Source organism: Nocardioides sp. (assembly GCF_030149505.1).
Taxonomy (GTDB): domain Bacteria; phylum Actinomycetota; class Actinomycetes; order Propionibacteriales; family Nocardioidaceae; genus Nocardioides.
Genome location: NZ_JASBRN010000013.1, coordinates 1 through 22,833, shown reverse-complemented (window position 1 = coordinate 22,833; position 22,833 = coordinate 1). Strand labels below are relative to the sequence as shown.

Sequence of the window (22,833 nt, the reverse complement as noted above, 5' to 3'; positions counted from 1 at the left end):
CGAACTGGGTGCGCGGGCAACCGCAAGGTCACGGCCCCCGAGGATGTTCCGCCCGAGAGCGACGTGGGAGAGCCCGAGAAGGAGGTCATGTCAGCAGTCTCCGCCGTCGTACGTCGCCGCCGGCACCCTCGCGGGAGCCGACCTGCTCCCCCGCACGAGGGAGATCGGCCCGGGACGCACCGCGCCCGCGGGACCGGACGGTCCCGCGGGCGGTGCGGAACCGACCGCTCGGGGGTTCAGAACTGACGGTTCGGCGGTTCAGAGGTGCCGGTTCGGCGGGGGGTCAGTGGGCGGCGTCGTAGGCCTCGCGGACCTCGGCGGGGATGCGGCCGCGGTCGGGGACGTCGTGGCCGTTCTCCCGGGCCCACTCGCGGACCTCCTTGGGGCTGGGGCCGGAGCCGCCGGAGGACTTGGTGCTCGTGCGGCGGCCGCCGCGGGAGCCGGTGACCTTGCGGGCGTGCCCGACGTACGGCGCCAGCGCCTCGCGCATCTTCGTGGCGTTGGCCTCGTTGAGGTCGATCTCGTAGGAGGTGCCGTCGAGGGCGAACGAGACGGTCTCGTCGGCCTCGCCGCCGTCGAGGTCGTCCTCGAGGATGATCTGGACCTTCTGTGCCATGGGAATTCCTTTTCCGTGTGCGGCGTCATCGGCGCGCAATGTCGGATAAACCGACGTCGCGCTCGCGACTATGCCACAGCGAAAAGCGCCGGAAACCCCTCGGTGGGGGTTTATGGACTTCCGTGGACGAAGTTTTGCGATAAACGCTCAGGAATTCTTCACGTTGCGCGCGAATATGAGTCCGAGACCCTGCAGCGTCAACCACGGGGAATGGTCGGTGAAGCACCCGCACTCGCCCACGACGAGCGGGGCGAGGTAGCCGGTGGAGATGACGCGTACGTCGGCAGCCGGCACGTCGAGCTCGGCGACCATCCGGGCGACCAGTCCCTCGACCTGGGCGGCGGTGCCGAAGACCATGCCCGACTGCAGGGCCTCGACGGTGTTGCGGGCGATGACCGTGCGGGGTCTGGCGAGCTCGACCTTGCGCAGCTGCGCACCCCGACGGCCCAGCGCCTCCAGGGAGATCTCGAGGCCGGGGGCGATGGCGCCGCCGACGTACTCCCCCTTCGCGCTGACCACGTCGAAGGTCGTCGCGGTGCCGCCGAAGTCGACGACCACCGCTGGCCCGGAGAAGAAGGTGGCGACGGCGAGGGCGTTGAGGATGCGGTCGGAGCCGACCTCGCGTGGGTTGTCGACCAGGATCGGGATGCCGGTGCGCACGCCGGGCTCGACCACCACGTGGGGCACGTCGGGGAAGTGCCCGGTGAGCATGTCGCGCCACTCGTGCAGCACCGCCGGGACCGTGGAGCAGACCGCGATCCCGTCGAGCTCGTCGCGGCGCCGGCCCAGCAGCCCACGGAGCAGGACCGCCCACTCGTCGGCGGTACGCCGCTCGTCGGTGGCGATCCGCCAGTCCTGCGTGACCGCGCCCTGGCCCGGAGCGGGGCCCGCGGCACCCTCCGCGCCGGGTTCGAGCAGGCCCAGGACCGTGTGGCTGTTGCCGATGTCGGCGACGAGGAGCGGCACGGCTCAGGCCCCGGGCCGGGCGGGCTCGCGGAAGTCCAGGCCGAGGTCGAAGACGGTGACCGAGTGCGTCAGCGCCCCGACGGAGACGAAGTCGACGCCGGTGGCGGCGATCCGGGGCGCCCGCTCGAGGGTGATGCCGCCGGAGGCCTCCAGCGTGGCCCGGGCGCCGACCAGCTCGACCGCACGGGTCATCTCCTCGTCGCTCATGTTGTCCAGCAGCACCTCCGTGCAGCCGGCCTCCACGACCGCCACCAGCTGGTCGAGGTCGGTCACCTCCACCTCGATGCGCAGGTCGGGGTGGGCGACGCGGACGGCCTCGTAGGCCTCGACCACTCCCCCGGCGGCCACGACGTGGTTGTCCTTGACCATCGCGCGGTCGGCCAGGGAGAAGCGGTGGTTGACCCCGCCGCCGCAGCGCACGGCGTACTTCTGCAGGGCGCGCCAGCCGGGGAGGGTCTTGCGGGTGTCGAGGACGCGGGTGCGCGACCCGGCCAGGGCGTCGACCCAGGCGGCGGTGGCGGACGCGACACCCGAGAGGTGGGAGGCGAAGTTGAGCGCGGTGCGCTCCCCGGTGAGCACGCCGGCGACCGGCCCGGAGACGGTCATCACCACGTCGCCGGGGGCCACCCGGGTGCCGTCGGGCACGCGGTGCTCGACGACGAGCTGCTCGCCCAGGGCGTAGCGGAAGGCGACCTCCGCGACGACCAGCCCGGCGACGACGCCGGCCTCGCGGGCCGCGACGTCCGCGACCGCGGTGCCCATGGGCGGCATCGCCGCGCTGGTGACGTCGACCGCCCCGTCGGGCAGGTCCTCCTCGAAGGCGGCCACGACGTGCTCGTAGACGGCACGGGCGTCGAGACCGGCCGCGGCGAGCTCGTCGACCAGGGGACGCGGGAGGGCGGCGAAGGAGAGGCGGGCGATCACGGCGTGGTCTCCGAGCTGTCGGGGCCGGTGGCCGGCCCGTCCGTGGGCGCGGCCGGCACGAAGGTGCAGCCGGTCACCCCGTCGCGCATGGTGATGTCGAGGTGGCCCGACCAGGCCGCGTCGTCGCGCTCGGGGAAGTCCTCGCGCCAGTGCGACCCACGGGTCTCCTCGCGCAGGGTCGCGGCGTCGGCGAGCGCCGAGGCGAGGGTCAGCAGGTTGGTGGTCTCCCAGGCGTCCAGGTCGACGGTCTCGGTCGTGCCGGCGGCCAGCCGGTCGAGCCGGTCGGCGGCCTCGGCGAGACCGGCGGCGTGGCGCAGCACACCGACCCGCGTCGACATCACGTCCTGCAGCTCGCGCCGGACCGAGCCCGGCACCAGGCCGACCGGCCTGGCGTCGTACGACGGCTCCGACCAGGGGCGCAGCTCGCCCGGCAGGACCGCGGCGATCCGGCGGGAGAAGACCAGGCCCTCGAGCAGGGAGTTGGAGGCGAGGCGGTTGGCGCCGTGCACCCCGGAGCAGGCGACCTCGCCGGTGGCGTAGAGGCCGGCGACGTCGGTGCGGCCCCACAGGTCGGTGAGGACGCCGCCGGAGGCGTAGTGGCAGGCCGGCGCGACCGGGATCAGGTCGGTGACCGGGTCGACGCCGTGGGAACGGCAGGTGGCCAGGATCGTGGGGAAGCGGCGCTGCCACTTCTCCTCGCCGAAGTGCCGGGCGTCGAGCCACATGTGCGGGCGGCCGGTCTCCATCATCCGCCGCATGATCGCCTTGGCGACCACGTCGCGCGGAGCGAGGTCGGCGAGCTCGTGCTGGCCCTGCATGAACCGCTGGCCGTCGTCGTCGACGAGGAAGGCGCCCTCGCCGCGGACCGCCTCGGAGATCAGCGGCTGCTGGCCGACCGAGTCGGCGCCGAGCCACATGACGGTGGGGTGGAACTGGACGAACTCCAGGTCGCGCAGCGTCGCGCCGGCACGCAGCGCCAGCGCCATCCCGTCGCCGGTGGAGACGACCGGGTTCGTGGTCTGGGAGAAGACCTGGCCCAGGCCCCCGCTGGCCAGGACGACCGCGCGGCAGCGGACCATGCCCACGCCGTCGCGCTGCCCCTCGCCCATGACGTGCAGGGTCACGCCGGCGACGCCACCGTCGGCACCGAGCACCAGGTCGACGGCCAGGGCGCGCTTGATGATCTCGATCTCCGGCGCCCGGCCGACCGCCTCGATGAGCGCCCGCTGGATCTCCGCGCCGGTGGCGTCGCCTCCGGCGTGGGCGATCCGGTCGCGGTGGTGGCCGCCCTCGCGGGTCAGACTGAGCTCGCCGGCCGGGTCGCGGTCGAACTGCGCGCCCAGCGCGATCAACTCGTGCACCGCGGCGGGCCCCTCGGTGACGAGGGCGCGCACGGCCTCGGCGTCGCAGGCGCCTGCGCCCGCGACGAGGGTGTCGAGCTCGTGCTCCTCGGGGGTGTCCCCCGGGCCGAGCGCCGCGGCGATGCCGCCCTGCGCCCAGCGGGTCGAGCCGGCCGCGAGCCGGTCCTTGGTGACGACGAGGACCTTGCCGCCCTCGGGACCCAGCTCCTCCTTCAGCCGCAGCGCCGCTGTGAGCCCGGCGATGCCGGAGCCGATCACGACGACGTCGGCGGTGACGGTCCACCCCGGGTCGGGCGCGGCCAGGCGGCCGGGCAGGCGGTGACCCACGTGCAGGGTCACGGGGGCGTCGATCACCTCGGCGGACCGAGGCGTGGGCAGCGGCATCGGGTCAGGCTAGCGGGGCGGGCCAGGACGGCGTACGTCGTCAGCGACCGGCGCCGCCGGCGTTCGACGACACGGTGTCGCCGCGCACCAGTCCGGCGCCGTCGAAGGTCTCGGCCGGGTCGAAGCCGGTGGCCATGATCTTGTTGTCGGCGTCGACGAAGACCACGTGGGGCTTGAGCTCCTTGGCCTCCTCGGTGGTCATCTGCGCGTACCCGATGAGGATCACCAGGTCGCCGGGGTGGACCAGGCGGGCGGCCGCGCCGTTGATGCCGATCACGCCCGAGCCGCGCTCGCCGGCGATCGTGTAGGTCTCCAGGCGGGCGCCGTTGTCGATGTCGACGATGTGCACCAGCTCGCCGGGCAGCAGGTCGGCGGCGTCGAGGAGGTCCTCGTCGACGGTCACGGAGCCGACGTAGTGCAGGTCGGCCTGCGTGACGGTCGCGCGGTGGATCTTGCTCTTCATCATGGTGCGCAGCATGGGACTGCCCTTCGGTGTCGTTCCTCAGGCGCGGGGGGCGCCGAGGATCAGGGGGAGGTTGTCGATGAGGCGGGTGGAGCCGACCCGGGCGGCGATCAGGATCCGGGCCTCGTAGCCCGGCGGCGGGTCCTCGGGGAGCGGGCCGAGGTCGGGGGTGGTGATCTCGAGGTAGTCCAGGTCGACCCCGTCGGACTCGCGCAGCACTGCCCGCGCCGCGTCCAGCGCGGGGCCGGGTCCGTAGGGGGCGGACTCGACGGCGGCGTACAGGGTGCGGGAGAGGGCGGTGGCCTGGCGGCGCTGCTCCTCGTCGAGGTAGGCGTTGCGGCTCGAGAGCGCCAGGCCGTCGGGCTCGCGGACGGTCTCGGCGCCGACCACCTCGACGCCGAGGCAGAGGTCCTCGACCATCCGGCGGATCATGACGAGCTGCTGGTAGTCCTTCTGGCCGAAGACCGCCACGTCGGGGCGGACCAGGCCGAAGAGCTTGGCGACGACGGTCAGGACGCCGCGGTAGTGCCCCTTGCGGGTGCGGCCCTCCAGCACCTTGGCCAGCGGGCCGGGGCGGACCATGACGCCGTCGTCGGCCCCCACGCCGTGGGGGTACATCTCGGCGACCTCGGGGGCGAAGACGACCGCGACGCCCTCCCGCGCGCAGAGCTGCAGGTCGGCCTCGAGGGTGCGGGGGTAGCGGTCGAGGTCCTCGCCCTCCCCGAACTGCGTGGGGTTGACGAAGACGCTCGCCACGACCGGGCCGCCCGCCACCCGCTCGCGGGCCTCGCGCAGCAGCGAGGCGTGGCCCTCGTGAAGGGCGCCCATGGTCGGCACGAACCCGGTCCGCGAACCCGCGCGGCGGTGCGGCTCCAGCAGGGCGGCGAGCTCGGCGCGGGTGGTGACGACGGCCGGGCCGGTCACCGACTCCCCCGCAGCCGGCGGTCGGCCGGGTCGGTGTGCCCGACCCGTCCGGCGGTCCACCCGGCGGCGCGGGCGGTCGCCTCGGCGTCGTCGAGCAGCTCCTTGATCTTCAGCGCCCGGATCGGCAGCAGCCGCCCGTCGGTGACCGCACGGCCGAGCGTGGCCCGCGCCAGGGCGACGTACGACGCCAGCGTCTGCGGCGCGGTGGTCCGCAGGTCCTCGAGGTGCGCGGCCACCGTGCCGGCGTCGCCGCGAACGATCGGGCCGGTGAGGGCCGCGTCGCCCCGGTCGAGGGCGTTGTCGAGGGCGGCGGTCAGCAGCGGGCGCAGCGTGCCGGCCGGGTCGGTGGCCCCCGCGGCGGTCAGGATCTCCATCGCCTCGGTCACCAGCGTGACGAGGTGGTTGGCGCCATGGGCCAGGCCCGCGTGGTAGAGCGTGCGCATCTCCTCGGGCACCCACATGGGGCGGCCGCCGAGGTCGGCGACCAGCGCCTCGGCGAAGGGCCGCTCGGCCTCGGGCGCGGTCAGGCCGAAGACGCAGCCGGAGAGCCGGTCGAGGTCGACGGAGGTGCCGGAGAAGGTCATCGCCGGGTGCACCGCGGCGGTGCGGGCCCCGACCGCGGCGGCCGGCTCGAGGACGGCCAGGCCGTGGCGGCCGGAGGTGTGCACGACGTGCTGCCCCGCGTGGAGGGCACCGGCGTGGGCCAGCGTCGTGACGACGTTGGCCAGCATGTCGTCGGGGACGGTCAGGAGCAGGACGTCGCACTCGCGTGCGACGGCCGTGGGCTTGGCGTTGGGGACCCCGGGCAGCAGGGTCGCGATCCGCTCCAGCGTGGCGTCGGAGTCGCCGGCGGCAGCCACGACGTGGTGGCCCGCGGCGCGCAGCCGGGCGGCGAGGACGGCCCCGACGCGACCCGCGCCGACGACGCCCACCCGCAGTGCGGGGTGAGGCATGGTCTGAACCTTTCGTTCCAGTCCCTCCGACCACCCGGGGGTCCCGGGCCGGGGTGGGTACCGGACGTCGTGCTCGTCTGGTGTGTGTGGCTGTCCTGCAGCGTCAACGGTACGCACAGGCGGCCGCGCCCGTCACCGGTCCTTTGGTGTGACCTGTCCGACACGGCTCGGGGTGGCGTGGGTCGACCCTGTGTCGCCGAGCCGGCTCGTCGGAAGAAGGGTCGGCGCGGACTCTCTCAGCCCACCTCGAGGGGGCGGGGGGCGCGGGGCAGCCAGGTCCGGGTGACGTGGTCCACGATGTGCACGCCCTCGGGGGCGGTGATCTCGTGGACGCCTGGGGGCACCGTGCCCTCCTTGAGGGCGTGGAAGACCGCCCACTCGCGGCGCTTGCGGCGGTTGCGCCAGGAGGTCGCGAAGGACTCCGGGTCGGTCCAGTGCGCGAACTCGTCGCCGTGGAGGTACTTCAGCTCCACGCACAGGCCCTGCGGCAGGCCGATCGAGCGGCAGCCCTCGGGCGTGGAGCGGATCTCCCACTCGAAGGCCTTGGTGAACACGAAGTCCGGGCCGACCGGGTAGCCCCACTCCTCGGCGTTGCGCAGCCCGAGGTCGAGGTAGCCGTGGAAGTCGGAGTCGAGGTAGAGACCGTGCCGCGGGACCCGGATGATCGACTGCACGCCGCCGACCTGCCAGGTCAGGTCCGCCATCGAGATCTCGCCCTCGGTGGTGAGGACCATGTCGCCGTCCCACTTCCACGAGTAGCGGGTCTGCACCTGCGCGAAGCACCAGTTGTAGAAGTACGACAGCGAGTGCACCGACAGCTCGTGCTGGTCGAGGTGCTCGGCGCCGGCACGGGCGACCTCGAAGGGGTAGGAGAGCTGGGTCAGCTTGTGCGCCAGACCTGCCTTCGCCGCGGCCTCCGCCGTGACCTCCGGGGTGCCGTCGGTCGAGCCGTTGTCGACCACGACGACGTGGTCGGTCGCGCGCAGCAGCGGCGGCAGGACGAACGGCAGCGAGGGCGCCTCGTCCTTGACCCGCAGCACCGCGGTCGCCCCGGCGCGCAGGCCGCCGGGGCGGTTCCACGGCCAGGTGATGTCGAACTCGGTGTGGCCCTCGAGGTTGGTGAGGCCCTCGGGGTTGCGGATCGCGTTCACGTCGTCAGCCGGTGCTCAGCGCTCGCGGCCGACGGCCTTGCGCAGGCCGCGACGGACCCCCGGTGGGATGGCGGCACGCAGGCCGTGCGGGATCCTGTCGGCGACGTACGCCGGGTCCGCGGCGTCCTTGGCGCCGGGCTCGCCCGCGGGGCCCTCGCCCTTGTCGCGGCCACGACGCGTCTTCTGCTCGGCGGCCACGACCGAGGAGCGCGAGATCGCCTCGGACTCCTCGTAGAGCTCGACGTAGCCCTCGCGGAGCTGGTCGAGCGCCTCGTGCACGGCCGGGGTGTCGCCGTCGTGGTCGGCGAGCTTGTTGAGCTCGTTCCAGGTCTCGGCGACCAGCTCGTGCAGCCGCTTCGGCAGCCCGAGGTCGTCGAGGGTGCCGGAGACGCGGCGCAGGCCGGGGTCGACGAAGCGGTGCGCGTCGCGGATCCGCTCGGACTTGGCGTGCAGGATGTGCTGGAGGCCCAGCTGCTCGCCGGTGTACATCACGGCCTTGGTCCAGTCGTCGAGCAGGTCGGCGTACCGGATGAACACGCGCCCGCCGTCGGCGACCGACTCGCGGGTGGCGCGCTCGGTGTGCAGCAGCATGTTGAGCCAGGAGGCCGCGAGGTGCGCGGAGCCGAGCCGGTTGGCGTAGTACTTCTGCTTCGAGCCGACGACCTCGCTCGGCGGGCGCAGCATCGTCGCGAACACGGGGGTGGCGCCGCAGCGGATCGCCGCGACCCGCCACAGGCTGAGGAACCAGGAGAGCCGCGGGTCCTTCACGACCAGCTCGGGGTTGACCGCGAAGTGCCCCTCCAGCCACTCGGCGGTCTTGATCCGCTCGGGCTCGCGGGTGGCGACCCGGCCGGTCTCGAACCACGCGTCGGGGCGGGAGTCGCTGACCTGCACGACCGCCTCGCGCAGCAGTCGCGAGTGGTGCTCGACGACCCACGCGGGCTCGGCGAAGCCCCTGGGGTTGGTCTCGTCGGGCTCGACCTCGGGCTGCGGCACGTGCAGGCCCATGATCTTCATCAGCCCCGCCATCGTGCTCGTGCCGGAACGACCGGCTCCGGCGACGAAGAGGACCTTGCGGTCGTACGACATCGGGTCGGGGTCGGCGGGCACGGTGAAGGCGTCGGGCTGGGCACTCACGGGAGGGGACTCTATCGCCGCGCGGGCCTCGCCTGGCATCGACGGGCTCGGCGCTAGCGTTCGCACCATGGTCTCCTGGCGCCGCGAGCGGCCGCTGCTGTCGGTCGTGGTGCCGGCGTACGACGTCGAGGACTACCTCGCGGAGTGCCTCGACAGCCTGCTGGCACAGACCTACGCGCCGCTCGAGGTGGTGGTCGTCGACGACGGGTCGACCGACTCCACCGGCCGGGTCGCCGACGCGTACGCCGCCGCCCACCCCGACGTCGTGCGGGTGCTCCACACCAGCAACCACGGGCTCGGCGCGGCGCGCAACGCCGGCGTCGCAGCTGCACGCGGGGCGCTGCTGGCCTTCGCGGACAGTGACGACGTCGTGCCGCCGACGGCGTACGAGGTGCTGCACAAGCAGATGCGGCGCGGCGGCTGCGACCTGGTGACCGGCTCGATCGCGCGGTGGTTCCCGCACGAGGGGGACCTCCTCGACGAGCCGCGCTGGATGCGGCGGCTGCACCCGCGACGGATGGCCTTCATCGACCAGCACCCCGAGATCCTGGGTGACGTCTTCGCGTGGAACAAGCTCTTCACGCGCGAGTTCTGGGACCGCGCGGGGCTGTCGTGGCCCGAGGGCGTGCGCTACGAGGACCAGCCGACGACGACCCGGGCGTTCCTGGCGGCGCGGCGCTTCGGGGTGGTGCCGGACATCGTCTACCACTGGCGGATCCGCGCCGACGGTTCCTCGATCACCCAGCAGCGCTCCTCGATCGAGGACCTGCGCGACCGGTGGCGCACCAAGCAGATGACCCTGGCCTCGGTCGAGGACTACGGCGACGCCAAGGTGACCCGGGTGCTGCGGGAGAAGGTGCTCGCCGGCGACATGCACCGCTACTTCACCGAGATCCCCGGGTGCAGCGACGAGTGGTGGGCGCTGCTCCGCGACGGGGTGCTGTCCATCTGGGGCGGGGACCGCTCGCTGACCCGTTCGATCCTGCCTCCGGTGCACCGGCTCTGCGGGTGGCTGGTCGAGCAGGGGCGGCGCGAGGAGGCCGCGCTGCTGATGACGCGGCTGGGCGAGGGCCCGATCGGCCGGCGGCGGGCGGGGGGGCCCGACGGGGACACTGTGCTGCTGGACGTGCCGTTCCTGGACGTCGCCACGATCGCTCGGTCGGCGCTGGTGGTGCGGCCGGGCGAGTAGGGCTGGGGTGAGCACCCGGACGGCCGCCGCCGAGGGGCGCTCCCGGCGCCTCAGGGGCCACTCATCGGGAGATTTGTCGGGTGGCCGACAAACCCGGGCGCCCGGGTTTGTCGGCTGACGTCAGAACCCGGAAGCGCCACGACAGAACTTCGTCGTCGTACTTCCGGGTTTGTCGGGTAGCCGACAAACCCGGAAGCGCCTCAGATGAGGCCCTCGGACTCCAGGAAGTCCCGGGCCACGTCCTCGGTCTGCTCGCGGTCGACGGTGATCCGGCCGTTGAGCTCGGTGAGCTTCTCGGTGGTCAGCGCGGCCATCAGCGGCTCGAGGATGTCGGCGACGTCGGGGTTCTCCTCGAGGAAGTCGGTGGCGACGGCGGGGACGAGGTTCTGCGCGGGCTGGATCTCGCGGTCGTCCTCGAGGACGACCAGGCCGAGGGAGTCCAGGGTGCCGTCGGTGGTGGCGGTCAGGCCCAGGTCGGACTCGCCGTCGATGACCGACTGGTAGGTCTGGTCGGAGGCGTAGCCCAGCGGCAGGATCTCGGTGATGTCGATGCCGTACTCGTCGGTGAGGCCGCCCTCGCAGTCGAGGCGACCCTCGCAGTCGGGGGCCGCGGCCAGGACGACGGACTCGCCCTCGAGGTCGGACAGGGCGGTCCAGCCCTCCTCCTCGGCGCGCTCCTGGGTGACGAAGAAGGCGTTGGTGTCGGTGGCCTCGGAGAGCTCGAGCAGGGTGATGCCCGCCTCGTCGAGCAGGTCGGCCCCCTGGTCGGCGAGCTCCTGGCCGTCGCCGGCGACGAACGGCTCGGCGTCGTCGCCGTTGGCGCGGCTGTTGAGGAAGTTGACGATGCCGCCGACGTACTCCGGCACCACGTCCACCGACCCGGGGAAGTCGGCCATGTAGGCGTCACGGGCGTCGACGAGGTTGACGGTCGGCTCGTAGCCGGCGTCGGCGAGCAGCTGCTCGTACATCGAGGTGACCAGCGCGGCCTCCGGGAAGGACTGGCTGGCGATGGTGACCGGGCCGCCGCCGGAGGCGGACGGGGTGGTGTCGTCGGAGCCGGTGTCCTCGGCGAGGTCGTCGCCGGCGCAGGCGGTGGCGGTCATGAGGAGGACGGTGCCGACCGCGAGGAGCGGGGCGAGGCGTCGGTGCAGGGAGCGTCGGAGCGTCATGGGCCAACCGTAGGGGCGTCCGGGGACGTGCGCCGGGACCGTCCGGGTGAGGCGGCGCCTGCGTTTCCCGCCGCGCCGGGTGGGGTGACGGCGCGCTGCACCCCCGCGGCGAGCAGCTCGAGCACCAGCGCCACGGCCGCCACGACGAGCGCGCCGGCGATGCCCTTGCCGTACTGCGTGCGGAAGAAGCCGTCGGTGATGACCCGGCCCAGGCCGGGCCCGGCGACCAGCGCGGCGATCGTGGCGGTCGCCCAGACCTGCACCAGCGCCAGGCGCACTCCAGAGGCCACGAGCGGCAGCGCCAGCGGCCACTCCGCGCGGCGGAACACCTGCCAGCCGTTCATCCCCATGCCCCGGGCGGCCTCGCGCACCTCGGCGGGCACCTCGCGCACGGCGGTGTAGGCGTTGGTGATGATCGGCGGCAGCGCGAAGAGCGCCAGCGCGACCAGGGTCGCGGCGCCGCCGCGCCCGAAGGGCCCGAGGGTGGCGGTGCCCGGGAAGAGGTCACCCGTCCAACCCCACGGGTCGGCGGTCACCAGCAGCGCCAGCAGCGCGAAGGTCGGGACGGCGCGCCCGACGTTGGTGATGTTGATGGCGAGGAAGCCGCCGCGGCCGACGTGCCCCAGCCACAGCGCCAGCGGCAGGCCGACGAGCACCGCGATCCCCAGCGCGCCCGCGGTGAGGAGCAGCTGCTCTGCCAGCAGCGCCAGCATCCCGCCGTCCCCGGTCCAGCTGCTGGCGTCGGTGAGGTAGCGCCACGCGTCCTGGAGGACCCTCACGCGCTCGCCCCCTGCCCCTGCCGCCCGCGGGTCCACGGTGTCGCGGCCCGCTGCACCAGCACCAGCAGCACGTCGAGGAGCACCGCCAGCGCGACGCAGAGCACCGCGGCGGTCATCAGCTCGGCGCGGAAGTTGCCCTGGACCCCGTCGCGGATGAGGTTCCCCAGCCCGCCGTAGGAGACCAGGCTGCCCACGGTCGTGAGCGCCACGGTCGAGACGGTGGCCACGCGCAGCCCGGCGACGAGGACGGGTACGGCGAGGGGCAGCTCGACCCGCAGGAGCAGCCGCCCGGCGCCGTACCCCAGGCCGCGCGCGGCCTCGCGCACGTCCTCCGGGACCGCGCGCAAGCCCTCGAGCAGCGCGCGCACCAGGATCGTCAAGGCGTAGAGCGCCAGCCCGATGACGACGGTCGTGGCGCTGAGGCCGGTGAACGGCACCAGCAGCGGGAAGAGCGCGATCGAGGGCACGGTGTAGAGCCCGGTGCTGACGCCGAGGATCGTGCTCTCGAGGCGGGGGTAGCGACGCGCTAGCAGCGCCAGCGGGAAGGCGATGACCAGCCCGAGCAGCACCGCGGCGAGCGTGATGAGCAGGTGCTGGACGGTGGCGTCGAGGATCTCGGGCCGGTAGTCGCGGACGTAGTCCCAGCAGAACCACTCGTTGACCAGGCGGCTGTAGCAGCGGGGCTCCGTGCCCGCGTCGACGGCCGCCGCCTGCTCGCCCACCCGCTCGCCGACCCGCCCGCCGAGGAGCCCGCTCGCCGCCCGGGGGGCGAGGGTCGCCGCGAGTAGGGTCACGCGCATGGACGCTACCGGCTCCGACGCCGCTGCCCGGGTGGGGCGCGACGCGCCCGGGCCTGTCGCGCACCGCTCCGCCGACCCGATGATCCGCCTGTCCGGGGTCTCGAAGAGGTACGACGACGGAACCGTCGCCGTGCACGACCTCGACCTCGAGGTCGGTCGCGGGGAGACGGTCGTGCTCGTGGGGCCGTCGGGCTGCGGCAAGTCGACGACGCTGAAGATGGTCAACCGGCTGATCGAGCCCACCACCGGCTCGATCGAGATCGACGGCCGCGACGTCACCGGGGTCGACCCGGTCGAGCTGCGCCGCGGCATCGGCTACGTCATCCAGCAGGTCGGGCTCTTCCCGCACCAGAGGGTCGTCGACAACGTCATGACCGTGCCGCTCATGGTCGGCACGTCCCGCCCTTCGGCCCGGTCCCGGGCAGAGGAGCTGCTCGCGCTGGTCGGGCTCGACCCCGCCGCGCACGGCTCGCGCTACCCCCACCAGCTCTCCGGCGGCCAGCGCCAGCGCGTCGGCGTGGCCCGCGCGCTCGCGGCCGACCCGCCCGTGCTGCTGATGGACGAGCCGTTCGGTGCGGTCGACCCGGTGGTGCGGGTGCGGCTGCAGGAGGAGTTCCGCGCGCTGCAGCGCTCGCTGGGCAAGACCGTCGTCATGGTCACCCACGACATCGACGAGGCCGTGGCGATGGGCGACCGGGTCGCCGTCTTCGCCGAGGGCGGGCGGCTGGCCCAGGTCGGCACCCCGCTGGAGCTGCTGGCCCGCCCGGCCGACGACCAGGTCGCGGGCTTCGTGGGCTCGGAGTCCGGGCTGCGCCGGCTCTCCGTCGTACCCCTGCGGGTCGAGGACCTCGAGCCGCTCGAGGGTGTCACCGGCGGTCAGCTCGGCGCCGCGATCCCGCTGGACTCCACGCTCGAGCAGGCGCTCGCCGCGATGCTGCGCGAGGACCGGGCGATGGTGGGGGTGCGCGACGGTGCGGCGTTCGTCGGGGTGCTCACGCCCGCCGGGGTGCACCGGGCGTTGCGGCGGGCCTTGGCCTGACCCGAGCGCGGCCAGGTTCAGCGGCCACGCGTCGGCCCCGCAGCGACTCACTCGACCGGCACGTCCAGGTGCCAGGACTCCGTGACGTACTTCGTGCGCCAACCCATCGACTCGTAGAGCTGGTGGGCGTGGGTGGAGGAGTCAGCGTCGACCTCGAGCCCGACCGAGACCCGGCCGCGACGGGCGGCGTCGGCGATGACGGTGCGCAGCAGTCCCTTGGCGACCCCACGGCCGCGGGCGGCGTCGACGACCCCGATGTAGGAGACGTACGACGAGTCCGGACCCGTCGCGTTGTGGGAGACCGTCCCGATCAGGGCCCCCACCGCGGGGTGGCGGCCGGCGGGCGCGTCCAGGCCCTCGGGGACGTCGTCGACGAGCTCGGCCAGCCACCAGTGGTTCCAGCGGTGGCCGGGGTCCTCGCGCAGCCGGTGCAGGAACTCGGCGTAGGACTCCTCGAAGGAGTTGAAGTGGTCGGTGAACGCGGCCTCGAGGACGTCGTGCACCGCGCGCAGGTCCTCCTCGTCGGGGAGCCCCTGCCCCTCCCGGTCGACCAGCCGGAACCGGGCGCCGCGCGCCTCCCACTCGTCGGGGTCGGGCACCAGCTCGACCTCGTGCGGCTCCACCGGGCGGGTCATCTGCCACCAGGTGCGGACCTTGCGGAAGCCGGCGCTGGTGAGCCAGGCGTACTGCCGGTCGTCGCCCTCGAAGGCACCGGTGTCGATCTGCTGGGTCTCCAGCCCCCGCGCCGCGCCCACCGCGCGGGCCTGGCCGCGCGCCCACTCGATAAGGACGTCGGAGCACTTGCGCGCGATCGGGTGGGCCAGCTCGCGGGAGACGATGTGGACGTAGAGCATCCGCCCGCCGGCGCGGTCGTGCACGCTGCCCCAGGCCTGGATCTGGCCCTCGGGGTCGCGGACGACGACGTTCTCGCGCGTGCGCAGCCCGTGCTCGGACACCTCGACCAGCACGTCGTCGACGCTGGCCCCGGCCCAGCCGCGCCCGTGGCGCTCGTGGGCCCGCAGCAGGTGCGTCAGGCGGGCGACCTCGAACCGGTCGGTCGCGTCCGGCGTACCGATCTCCCAGCCGTCAGGCAGCGGCGGGTCCCCCACCAGCTCCTCGGGATCGGACTCGAAGCGGCTCTCCTCGGGGATCACGCGGCCTCATCATGCCGCAGGTCGTCTCACCCGGGCGGCCGGTGCGGGCTGCGCCGCTGTCGGTCGAGCAGCGCCGTCCGCGCGCGGAAAGTCCGAATCATTTCTGATGCTCCACGCGAGCTGAGCATCAGAATTGATTCGGAGTAGCCCCGACCCGCCCCGGGCTCAGGCGTGCTTGCGACGCCCCTCGGCGGCGTGCCAGGCGGCGGTGACCGTGTCGAGCTCGGCGCGCAGGACGTCGACCTCCTGCTCGAGCTCGGCCACGCGCATGATCGCGTCAGTGGTCTGCTCGGAGGCGGCGTCCAGGGCGCGGGTGGCGACGAGGAGGTCCTCCTCGAGGCGGTCGGTGCGGCGGCGCTCGGCGGCGAGGTCGCGGGCCGCGTCGGCGGCCTGGCGCTGGGTCGCGGACAGGACGGTGCCGAGCTCGGTGAGCGCCTGCTCGCGCTCGGCGATGCGGGAGCGGAGGTCCTCGACGCGGGCGGTGTGCTCGGCGGAGCGCTCCTCGGCGAGGCGGCGGTAGGCCTGCGCCTGCTCGGCCCGGTCGCGGGCGGCGTCGCGGCGCGACTGCACGAGCTCGGCGTGGGTGATGCGCGTCGCGGCGGCGCCGAGCACCACGGCCCCGGCGGCGGCGAGCACCAGCAGCAGCCACGAGCCGGACGCGGCGGTGCCGGCGACCAGGGTCGCGGAGACGACCAGCAGCAGGGTGGCAACGCTCAGCCGGGTCGAGCGCTGGCGCCGTCGGGCGGTCGCGGCCGACGTGACCTGTGTGACGGGAGTGGCCGCTGGGGAAGTCATGCCGTCCAGGTTAGGGCGCGGAGTCGTCCAGCCGGACGCGACACGCACGCTCGAGCAGCACGCCGCACGCGACGACCGCCACAGCCGCGAGCGCCGCGAGGCCCGACCAGAGCACCCGGTCACCGGCCAGCGGGCCGCGCGAGCCGAGCCAGGCCAGGGCGTAGCCGGCGTACCCGCCACCCGCCACGCTCCCGACGTACGACGCCGCCCGGCCGAACGCGAGCCGGTTGACCGCCCGGTGCGGCTCGAGGAGGTCGGGGCGGCGCTTGAGCGTGCGGCGGGTGTCCCAGGCGAACCGCCCGAGCGCGACCGCGACGAACGCCAGCAGCGTCGGCTGCGGCCAGGTGACGACGGGGGCGACCCCGCGCAGCTCGACCGAGACCGGGCGCAGCAGCCACCCGAGCACCAGCCCGGCCAGGGCCAGCAGCACGAGCACGACCGGGGAGACCGGCCGGATCGTGCCGGTCGGAGCCTCCCGGGGCGGCTCGGTCACTCCAGCCCGAGGGCCAGGTCGTCGCGCAGGGTGACGCCGTCGAGGCCCACCGCGGCCAGCAGGTCGGCGATCGGGCCGCGGTCGGGGATGACGGCGTCGGGCTCGAGGTCGAACCACGGCTTCAGGACGAAGGCGCGCTCGGCCGCCCGCGGGTGCGGGAGCTGCAGCTCGTCGGTGGCGCTGCGGCGGTCGCCGACGACGATCAGGTCCACGTCGAGGGTGCGCGGGGCGTTGCGGACCTCGCCGCGCTCACGGTCGAAGGCGTCCTCGATCGCCAGGGCGCGGTCGAGCAGGCGGGTCGCGGCCAGCGTGGTGTCGATGAGGACGACGGCGTTGAGGAAGGGCTTGGAGCCCTCGGGGCTGTCGACCGGCTCGGTCTCGTAGACCGGGGAGACACCGGTGACCCACACGTCGGGGGTGTCGGCGATCGCGTTGACCGCGCCCTGCAGGGTCGCCATCCGCTCGCCGAGGTTGGAGCCGATCGCCAGGACCGCGCGCCGGATCGGGCGCATCTCGCCGGTCAGGGTGTCGGCGTCGATGATGTGCGGGTTGGGCACCTCGGTCACGAAAGCTCCTCGCGGGTCCTGGTCGTCGTGAGCGTGACGTCCGAGAACGTCGCGTCGATGGGGGCGTTCGGCTTGTGCACCGTCACCCTCGCCCACTCCACTCGGCTGTCCATGAGGCACACCTCCGAGATGCGGTGGATGAGGGTCTCGATCAGGTCGACCGGGTCGCGCTCGACCGCGGCCTTCACCTGCGCCACGAGACTTCCGTAGTCCACGGTGTCGCGCAAGTCGTCGGACGCGGCGGCCGGACGGGTGTCCAGGCCGAGCTGCAGGTCGATGACGAAGGGCTGGCCCTCGCGCCGCTCGTGCTCGAAGACGCCGTGGTGGCCCCAGCACTCGATGCCGGTGACGGACAGCTCGTCAGCCACGTGCCCCTCCTTCCTCCAGCGCCTCCCAGGCGGAGAGCGCGTCGCATGACGAACCTACGTCGTGCACCCTCACCCCCCACACCCCGGCCCGGGCGCAGTGCAGCACCACGGCCAGGTGGGCCGCCTCCCGGTCGTCGACGGCCCGCGGCTCGCCCGCGGCGTCGGCGAGGAGCCGGCCCAGGAAGGACTTGCGGCTGGCGCCCACGAGCAGCCGGTGCCCGAGGGAGTCCAGCGCGGCCAGCCCGCGCAGCAGCTCCCAGCTCTGCTCGGCGGTCTTGGCGAAGCCCAGGCCGGGGTCGAGCACGAGCCGGTCCGCGTCGATCCCCGCCGCCAGCGCGGCCTCGACCCGCTGCGCGAGCTCGGCCACCACGCCGGGCACGACCCCGCCGTGGGCGGAGTAGTCGGTGTGGGCACTCATCCGGTCGGCGTGCGCGCGCCAGTGCATCGCGACGTACGTCGCCCCGCTGGTGGCCACGAGCGGGAGCATGTCGGGGTCGGCGAGCCCGCCGGAGACGTCGTTGACGATGCTCGCGCCCGCCTCGAGGGCGGCCGCGGCCACCTCGGCGCGCATGGTGTCGACCGAGACCGTCGCGCCGGCTGCCGCCAGCTCGGTGATCACCGGGACGACCCGGGCGAGCTCCTCGGCCACCAGCGGCCGGGTGGCCCCCGGCCGGGTCGACTCACCACCCACGTCGAGCAGGTCGGCGCCCCGCTCCAGCAGCGCCAGGCCGTGGGCCACGGCAGCGCGCGGCTCGACGTACCGACCGCCGTCGGAGAAGGAGTCGGGGGTCACGTTGACCACGCCCATCACCAGCGGTCGGGGCATCGGCTGCTCGGACCTCCTCGGGACGTGCCGATCGGTGTCGCGCTGCGCCGCGATCGGCTCAGCGGGCGCCGCGGGTGCCGTGGATGAGCGCCATGGCCTCGCTGCGCGTGGGGTGGTTGTGCATGATGCCGCGCACCGCCGACGTGATGGTGCTCGCCCCGCCCTTCTTCACCCCGCGCATGGTCATGCACAGGTGCTCGGCCTCGATCACGACGATGACGCCGCGGGCCTCGAGGATGTCCATGAGGGCGTCGGCGACCTGGGTCGTGAGCCGCTCCTGGACCTGAGGACGCTTGGCGTAGACGTCGACCAGCCGGGCCAGCTTGGACAGGCCGGTGATCTTGCCGGACGTCGCAGGGATGTAGCCGACGTGCGCGACACCCGTGAAGGGCACCAGGTGGTGCTCGCACATCGACCACAGCTCGATGTCGCGGACCAGCACCATCTCGTCGTGACCGAGGTCGAAGGTGGTGGTCAGCACCTCCTGCGGGGTTATCCGCAGCCCCGCGGTCAGCTCGGCGTACGCCCGGGCGACGCGGGCCGGCGTGTCGCGCAGCCCCTCGCGGTCGGGGTCCTCGCCGATGGCGGCGAGCAGCTCCCGCACGGCCGCCTCGGCGCGCGCGTGGTCGAAGGCGGGGATGTCCTGCGGGTCACGATCGGGGGTCGTGATGATGTCGGTCATGGGTGCTCGGTATCCGCTCGGGGACTCGGTGAGTCCGTCCTGGGGTGTGACCTGCGTGGTGCGACGTGGGTTCGGCCCGGTCCCCCTGCGCGGATTGACCCGATCGGGTGGGCCGCTCTGCCGGTGGCCCGTCCCGGGGCAGGCGTCAGGGGGCGTCGGGACCCGGCGGGGTCGCGTGGCCACCCGGTGCCGCGGGGCCGCCGTGCACGTCGCCGCCGGCGCCCGGGGGCGTGACGACCGCGCCCGCGGTCTGGTGCTCCGCGACGCCGTTGGCGCGCGCCCGGTCACGGATCTCCTGGGGGATCTCGACCGGGGGCATTTGCGAGGGGCGACGGGTGTCGGAGCCGGTCCACGCGGGCCGGGCCGGGCGCATCCGCAGCGCCTCGAAGATCCGGGCGATCTGCTCCTTGTCGAGCGTCTCCTTGTCCAGCAGCTCCAGGACCAGGGCGTCGAGGACGTCGCGGTTCTCCTCGAGGATGTCGAAGGCCTCCTGGTGGGCGTTCGCGAGCAGGGCCTTCACCTCCTCGTCGACGATCGCGGCGACCGACTCGGAGTAGTCGCGCGAGTGCCCCAGGTCGCGGCCCAGGAACGGCTGCGAGCCGGACTCGCCGAGCTTGATGGCACCGAGGCGCTCGGTCATGCCGTACTGCGTGACCATCGCGCGGGCCACGTTGGTGGCCTTCTCGATGTCGTTGCCGGCGCCGGTGGTCGGGTCGTGGAAGATCAGCTCCTCCGCGGCCCGTCCGCCCAGCATGTAGGCCAGCTGGTCGAGCATCTGGCTGCGGGGCTGGGAGTACTTGTCGGAGTCGGGCAGCACCATCGTGTAGCCCAGCGCCCGACCGCGCGGCAGGATCGTGATCTTGTGGACCGGGTCGTTGCCCGGGAGCGCCGCGGCGACGAGGGCGTGGCCGCCCTCGTGGTAGGCGGTGATGAGCTTCTCCTTCTCGCTCATCAGGCGCGTACGCCGCTGCGGACCGGCGATCACGCGGTCGATCGCCTCGTCCAGCGCCTCGTTGGTGATGAGCTTGGCGTTGGCGCGCGCGGTGAGCAGCGCGGCCTCGTTGAGGACGTTGGCCAGGTCGGCGCCGGAGAAGCCGGGGGTCCGGCGGGCGACCGAGAGCAGGTTGACGTCGGTGGCCAGCGGCTTCCCGCGCGAGTGGACCTTCAGGATCTGCTCGCGACCGGACAGGTCGGGGGCGTCGACCTGGATCTGCCGGTCGAAGCGGCCGGGCCGCAGGAGCGCCGGGTCGAGCACGTCGGGACGGTTGGTGGCCGCGATGAGGATGACCCCACCTCGTACGTCGAAGCCGTCCATCTCCACGAGCAGCTGGTTGAGCGTCTGCTCGCGCTCGTCGTGGCCGCCGCCCATGCCGGTGCCGCGGTGGCGGCCCACGGCGTCGATCTCGTCGATGAAGACGATGGCCGGGGCGTTCTCCTTGGCCTGCTCGAACAGGTCGCGCACGCGGCTCGCACCCACACCGACGAACATCTCGACGAAGTCGGAGCCGGAGATGGAGTAGAAGGGGACACCGGCCTCGCCCGCGACCGCGCGGGCCAGCAGGGTCTTGCCGGTGCCGGGCGAGCCGTAGAGCAGCACGCCCTTGGGGATCTTGGCGCCGACGGCCTGGAACTTGGCCGGCTCCTGCAGGAACTCCTTGATCTCGCCGAGCTCCTCGATCGCCTCGTCGCACCCGGCGACGTCGGCGAAGGTCGTCTTCGGCATGTCCTTGGAGATCAGCTTGGCCTTGGACTTGGCGAACTGCATGACGCCGCGGCCGCCGCCGCCCTGCATGTTGTTGAGCAGCCACAGGAAGACGATGAAGATGATGATCAGCGGCAGGAACGAGAAGAGGAAGGTGCCGAGCGCGCTCGGGCGGGAGACCTCGGTGCTGAGCTCCTCGATCTCCCCGGCCTCGACCTGCTGCTGGGCCTGGACGTAGAGGCGCGACTGGGTGCCGCTGATCCAGAAGGTGCGGACCTCCGCACCCTCCTCACGGACGCCGTCGTCGAGGATCGCGCGGATCTCCTGGTCACCGTCGACGAAGGTGATCTCCTTGACCTCGCCCTCGGCGATGTAGGACGTCATCTCCGAGGAGGTGATCTCGTCGCCGCCCCCGCTGGGCGCCAGGAACTGCAGGGCCAGCAGGACGCCGACCACGGCCACGACGATCCAGAGCCAGGGACTCTTGCCTATGCGCTTCACGGACTTCTCTCGTTGGGTGCACGATTCGAAGTGACGACGGTACCCGCCGCCACCGTTCCCATCCTCTCAGGAGGCTGGGAACGAGGCCCTCGAGGACTGGCGCTCAGCTGTAGACGTGCGGGGCGAGGGTGCCGATGTCGCGCAGGTTGCGGTACTTCTCGCGGTAGTCCAGGCCGTAGCCGACGACGAACTCGTTGGGGATGTCCCACCCGACGTACTTCACGTCGACGGGCATCTGCAGGGCCTCGGGCTTGCGCAGCAGGGTGGCGATCGCGACGCTCGCGGGGTTGCGGCTGCTGAGGTTGGAGGTCAGCCACGACAGCGTGAGCCCGGTGTCGATGATCTCGTCGACGATCACCACGTGCCGGCCGCTGATGTCGGTGTCGAGGTCCTTGAGGATGCGCACGACGCCGCTGGACTTGGTGCCCGAGCCGTAGGAGCTCACCGCCATCCAGTCCATCTCGATGTGGCGCTCGAAGGAGCGGGCCAGGTCGGCCATCACCATGACCGCACCCCGCAGGATGCCGACGATGAGGAGCTCCTCGCCCTCGTAGTCGCGCTGGATCTCCTGGGCCATCTCCCGCAGCCGCTGCTGGATCTGGGCCTCGGTGAACAGCACGTTGACGAGGTCGTTCTCCACGTGGGCAGAGTCCATGGGCGGCAGCCTACGACCGGTACGCCGTCGGGCGGCACGCGGCCGGGGTCCCGGCCGCGTGCCGACCCGCTCAGCCCGACCCGCTCCGCTCAGCGGCGGCCGGCCCCCGGCTTGGCGACCACGACCTTGAGGGTCCTTGCCTTGGAAGACTTCAGCCCGTCGACGCCGCGGTACTCCACCGACAGCCTGTGCGTGCCGCGCGGCAGCCGACCCAGGTCCACGGTGGCGACACCCTGGTCGGCCCTCGTCAGGCGCTGGGTGGCGAGGACCTTCTTGCCGTCCAGGACGACGAGTCGCCCACCCGTGACCTTGGCCCGCTTGCTGTCGACGGCCACCGAGACCACCACCGACTGGCGCGGGGCGACGACCGGGTCGAGGACCTCGGCGACGGTGCTGGTCGGCCAGTCGCGCAGGTCGAGGCGGAGCTCGCCGAGGCTCACCGGCTTGGCGCTGCGGACGTTCACGTCGGAGAGGAAGGTGGCGTCGTACCCGCGCTTGACCAGCACGACGTCGTACACGCCCCGGTCGACCCAGAGGTAGAAGTAGCCGTGCTGCGGTCCGGTGCGGCGGGCGCTGGCGTAGGTGAGCGCGGTCGCGACGGGCTCGCCCGTGCTGGCGTCGAGCGCCTGGACCGCGACGTTGTCGACGCCCTTGCCGTTGCCGTCGACGGCGACACCCTGGATCAGGTACGCCGGCTGGGTGGTCACGACACCGTCGTCGTCGCCGTCCTCGTCCTCGTCCTCGTCGTCACGGTCGTCGTCGCACCCCCAGGCGAGCAGCCAGCACAGGGGGCCGTCGTCGTCAGGGCCGCCCCCGCCCTTGGCGTGGGCGGTCCCGACCGGCGCGAGCGCGGACAGGAAGACGAACAGGACGGTCAGCAGGCTCAGACGCTTCTTCATGTGTGGTGCTCCCATGGCTCGGACCGCGGGCGCGGTCGACTCCCCTGACCTGAGGGTCGGCCGGTTCCGGACCGGGATGAGCCGGAATGGCGAGGCTTTGCCTGCGCGGCTGCCCGGATGGCCCTTCTGGGTCATGGGGGCTCTGGTCGGGCGGCTGGGGCGGGTGTGGGCACAGGGGATTAGCGCCCTGTGTGGTGTTCCGGTTCAAGCAGGTGGCTGTTGGGCTTTGCCTGATGGGTGTTGGGACGTGGCGGGCACGGGGGTGCCCGGAGCGGTGCTCAGGTGGTCAGTGCGTTGTTGTGAAGTCGCTGGAGGTTGACGGCTGCTGCTGCGAGGT

24 protein-coding genes are annotated in these 22,833 nt (G+C 73.2%); 2 read left to right on the top strand and 22 right to left on the bottom strand.

Going from position 1 to position 22,833, the window contains the following annotated elements; translation table 11 throughout:
* Positions 1 to 283: 283 nt before the first annotated feature.
* The 9 genes from Q1V71_RS02535 to Q1V71_RS02495 all read right to left on the bottom strand — a co-directional run bounded on the left by Q1V71_RS02535 (position 284) and on the right by Q1V71_RS02495 (position 8,879).
* Entirely contained in the window at positions 284 to 616 is a 333-nt protein-coding gene (locus tag Q1V71_RS02535; protein WP_300640341.1) for an Lsr2 family protein, read from the bottom strand.
* Between the two features lie 147 nt (positions 617 to 763).
* Positions 764 to 1,582, bottom strand: coding sequence for a type III pantothenate kinase (locus tag Q1V71_RS02530; protein ID WP_300640338.1), 819 nt, complete (start codon positions 1,580 to 1,582; stop codon positions 764 to 766).
* Between the two features lie 3 nt (positions 1,583 to 1,585).
* Positions 1,586 to 2,506: a carboxylating nicotinate-nucleotide diphosphorylase gene (nadC, locus tag Q1V71_RS02525; protein ID WP_300640334.1), complete on the bottom strand. Its 921-nt coding sequence runs from the start codon at positions 2,504 to 2,506 to the stop codon at positions 1,586 to 1,588.
* Complete coding sequence (locus Q1V71_RS02520; RefSeq protein WP_300640332.1) at positions 2,503 to 4,251, bottom strand: L-aspartate oxidase; 1,749 nt, start codon at positions 4,249 to 4,251, stop codon at positions 2,503 to 2,505. The genes nadC and Q1V71_RS02520 overlap by 4 nt, the downstream gene beginning before the upstream one ends.
* Before the next feature lie 40 nt (positions 4,252 to 4,291).
* On the bottom strand, positions 4,292 to 4,729 hold the full coding sequence (panD, locus tag Q1V71_RS02515; protein WP_300640329.1) for an aspartate 1-decarboxylase: 438 nt from the start codon (positions 4,727 to 4,729) through the stop codon (positions 4,292 to 4,294).
* Between the two features lie 24 nt (positions 4,730 to 4,753).
* Positions 4,754 to 5,638 (bottom strand): pantoate--beta-alanine ligase, encoded by an 885-nt coding sequence (gene panC / locus Q1V71_RS02510; protein ID WP_300640326.1) that lies wholly within the window; start codon positions 5,636 to 5,638, stop codon positions 4,754 to 4,756.
* Positions 5,635 to 6,591, bottom strand: a complete 957-nt coding sequence (locus Q1V71_RS02505; RefSeq protein ID WP_300640323.1) for a Rossmann-like and DUF2520 domain-containing protein — start codon at positions 6,589 to 6,591, stop codon at positions 5,635 to 5,637. The genes panC and Q1V71_RS02505 overlap by 4 nt, the downstream gene beginning before the upstream one ends.
* A gap of 236 nt (positions 6,592 to 6,827) precedes the next feature.
* Entirely contained in the window at positions 6,828 to 7,742 is a 915-nt protein-coding gene (locus tag Q1V71_RS02500) for a hypothetical protein (RefSeq protein WP_300640321.1), read from the bottom strand.
* Positions 7,743 to 7,757: 15 nt separating this feature from the next.
* On the bottom strand, positions 7,758 to 8,879 hold the full coding sequence (locus Q1V71_RS02495) for a sulfotransferase family protein (protein ID WP_300640318.1): 1,122 nt from the start codon (positions 8,877 to 8,879) through the stop codon (positions 7,758 to 7,760).
* Positions 8,880 to 8,946: 67 nt separating this feature from the next.
* Between Q1V71_RS02495 and Q1V71_RS02490 the strand changes: the two genes are divergently transcribed.
* Complete coding sequence (locus tag Q1V71_RS02490; RefSeq protein ID WP_300640315.1) at positions 8,947 to 10,068, top strand: glycosyltransferase; 1,122 nt, start codon at positions 8,947 to 8,949, stop codon at positions 10,066 to 10,068.
* A gap of 200 nt (positions 10,069 to 10,268) precedes the next feature.
* On the opposite strand, the gene Q1V71_RS02485 is transcribed toward Q1V71_RS02490, so the two are convergent.
* From Q1V71_RS02485 to Q1V71_RS02475, 3 genes are read right to left on the bottom strand one after another with little or no spacing between them, the layout of a single operon-like run.
* Positions 10,269 to 11,237, bottom strand: a complete 969-nt coding sequence (locus tag Q1V71_RS02485) for an ABC transporter substrate-binding protein (RefSeq protein WP_300640312.1) — start codon at positions 11,235 to 11,237, stop codon at positions 10,269 to 10,271.
* Complete coding sequence (locus tag Q1V71_RS02480; protein WP_300640308.1) at positions 11,234 to 12,016, bottom strand: ABC transporter permease; 783 nt, start codon at positions 12,014 to 12,016, stop codon at positions 11,234 to 11,236. The genes Q1V71_RS02485 and Q1V71_RS02480 overlap by 4 nt, the downstream gene beginning before the upstream one ends.
* On the bottom strand, positions 12,013 to 12,810 hold the full coding sequence (locus Q1V71_RS02475) for an ABC transporter permease (protein ID WP_300640305.1): 798 nt from the start codon (positions 12,808 to 12,810) through the stop codon (positions 12,013 to 12,015). The genes Q1V71_RS02480 and Q1V71_RS02475 overlap by 4 nt, the downstream gene beginning before the upstream one ends.
* A gap of 4 nt (positions 12,811 to 12,814) precedes the next feature.
* On the opposite strand from Q1V71_RS02475, the gene Q1V71_RS02470 reads away from it, so the two are divergent.
* Positions 12,815 to 13,855, top strand: coding sequence for an ABC transporter ATP-binding protein (locus Q1V71_RS02470; RefSeq protein WP_300640302.1), 1,041 nt, complete (start codon positions 12,815 to 12,817; stop codon positions 13,853 to 13,855).
* A 47-nt stretch (positions 13,856 to 13,902) separates the two neighbouring features.
* On the opposite strand, the gene Q1V71_RS02465 is transcribed toward Q1V71_RS02470, so the two are convergent.
* From Q1V71_RS02465 to Q1V71_RS02420, 10 genes are all read right to left on the bottom strand, one after another.
* Positions 13,903 to 15,009, bottom strand: a complete 1,107-nt coding sequence (locus Q1V71_RS02465; RefSeq protein WP_300640300.1) for a GNAT family N-acetyltransferase — start codon at positions 15,007 to 15,009, stop codon at positions 13,903 to 13,905.
* Positions 15,010 to 15,174: 165 nt separating this feature from the next.
* Positions 15,175 to 15,804: a hypothetical protein gene (locus tag Q1V71_RS02460; protein ID WP_300640297.1), complete on the bottom strand. Its 630-nt coding sequence runs from the start codon at positions 15,802 to 15,804 to the stop codon at positions 15,175 to 15,177.
* A 10-nt stretch (positions 15,805 to 15,814) separates the two neighbouring features.
* The gene (locus Q1V71_RS02455; protein ID WP_300640294.1) at positions 15,815 to 16,297 is read right to left on the bottom strand and encodes a DUF3180 domain-containing protein; all 483 of its coding nucleotides are present in this window, start codon (positions 16,295 to 16,297) and stop codon (positions 15,815 to 15,817) included.
* The gene (gene folK / locus Q1V71_RS02450) at positions 16,294 to 16,863 is read right to left on the bottom strand and encodes a 2-amino-4-hydroxy-6-hydroxymethyldihydropteridine diphosphokinase (protein ID WP_300640291.1); all 570 of its coding nucleotides are present in this window, start codon (positions 16,861 to 16,863) and stop codon (positions 16,294 to 16,296) included. Before folK ends, Q1V71_RS02455 begins: the two co-directional genes overlap by 4 nt.
* Positions 16,860 to 17,231 carry a dihydroneopterin aldolase gene (gene folB / locus Q1V71_RS02445; RefSeq protein ID WP_300640288.1) on the bottom strand — a complete coding sequence of 124 codons (372 nt, stop codon included), beginning with the start codon at positions 17,229 to 17,231 and terminating at the stop codon, positions 16,860 to 16,862. Before folB ends, folK begins: the two co-directional genes overlap by 4 nt.
* Positions 17,224 to 18,057: a dihydropteroate synthase gene (gene folP / locus Q1V71_RS02440; RefSeq protein WP_300640285.1), complete on the bottom strand. Its 834-nt coding sequence runs from the start codon at positions 18,055 to 18,057 to the stop codon at positions 17,224 to 17,226. The genes folB and folP overlap by 8 nt, the downstream gene beginning before the upstream one ends.
* 58 nt (positions 18,058 to 18,115) lie before the next feature.
* Positions 18,116 to 18,739 (bottom strand): GTP cyclohydrolase I FolE, encoded by a 624-nt coding sequence (folE, locus tag Q1V71_RS02435; protein WP_300640282.1) that lies wholly within the window; start codon positions 18,737 to 18,739, stop codon positions 18,116 to 18,118.
* Between the two features lie 145 nt (positions 18,740 to 18,884).
* Positions 18,885 to 20,942 carry an ATP-dependent zinc metalloprotease FtsH gene (gene ftsH / locus Q1V71_RS02430; RefSeq protein WP_300640279.1) on the bottom strand — a complete coding sequence of 686 codons (2,058 nt, stop codon included), beginning with the start codon at positions 20,940 to 20,942 and terminating at the stop codon, positions 18,885 to 18,887.
* Between the two features lie 103 nt (positions 20,943 to 21,045).
* Positions 21,046 to 21,597, bottom strand: a complete 552-nt coding sequence (hpt, locus tag Q1V71_RS02425; protein WP_300640276.1) for a hypoxanthine phosphoribosyltransferase — start codon at positions 21,595 to 21,597, stop codon at positions 21,046 to 21,048.
* An 89-nt stretch (positions 21,598 to 21,686) separates the two neighbouring features.
* Positions 21,687 to 22,496, bottom strand: a complete 810-nt coding sequence (locus Q1V71_RS02420) for an Ig-like domain-containing protein (RefSeq protein WP_300640273.1) — start codon at positions 22,494 to 22,496, stop codon at positions 21,687 to 21,689.
* Between the last annotated feature and the right edge of the window lie 337 nt (positions 22,497 to 22,833).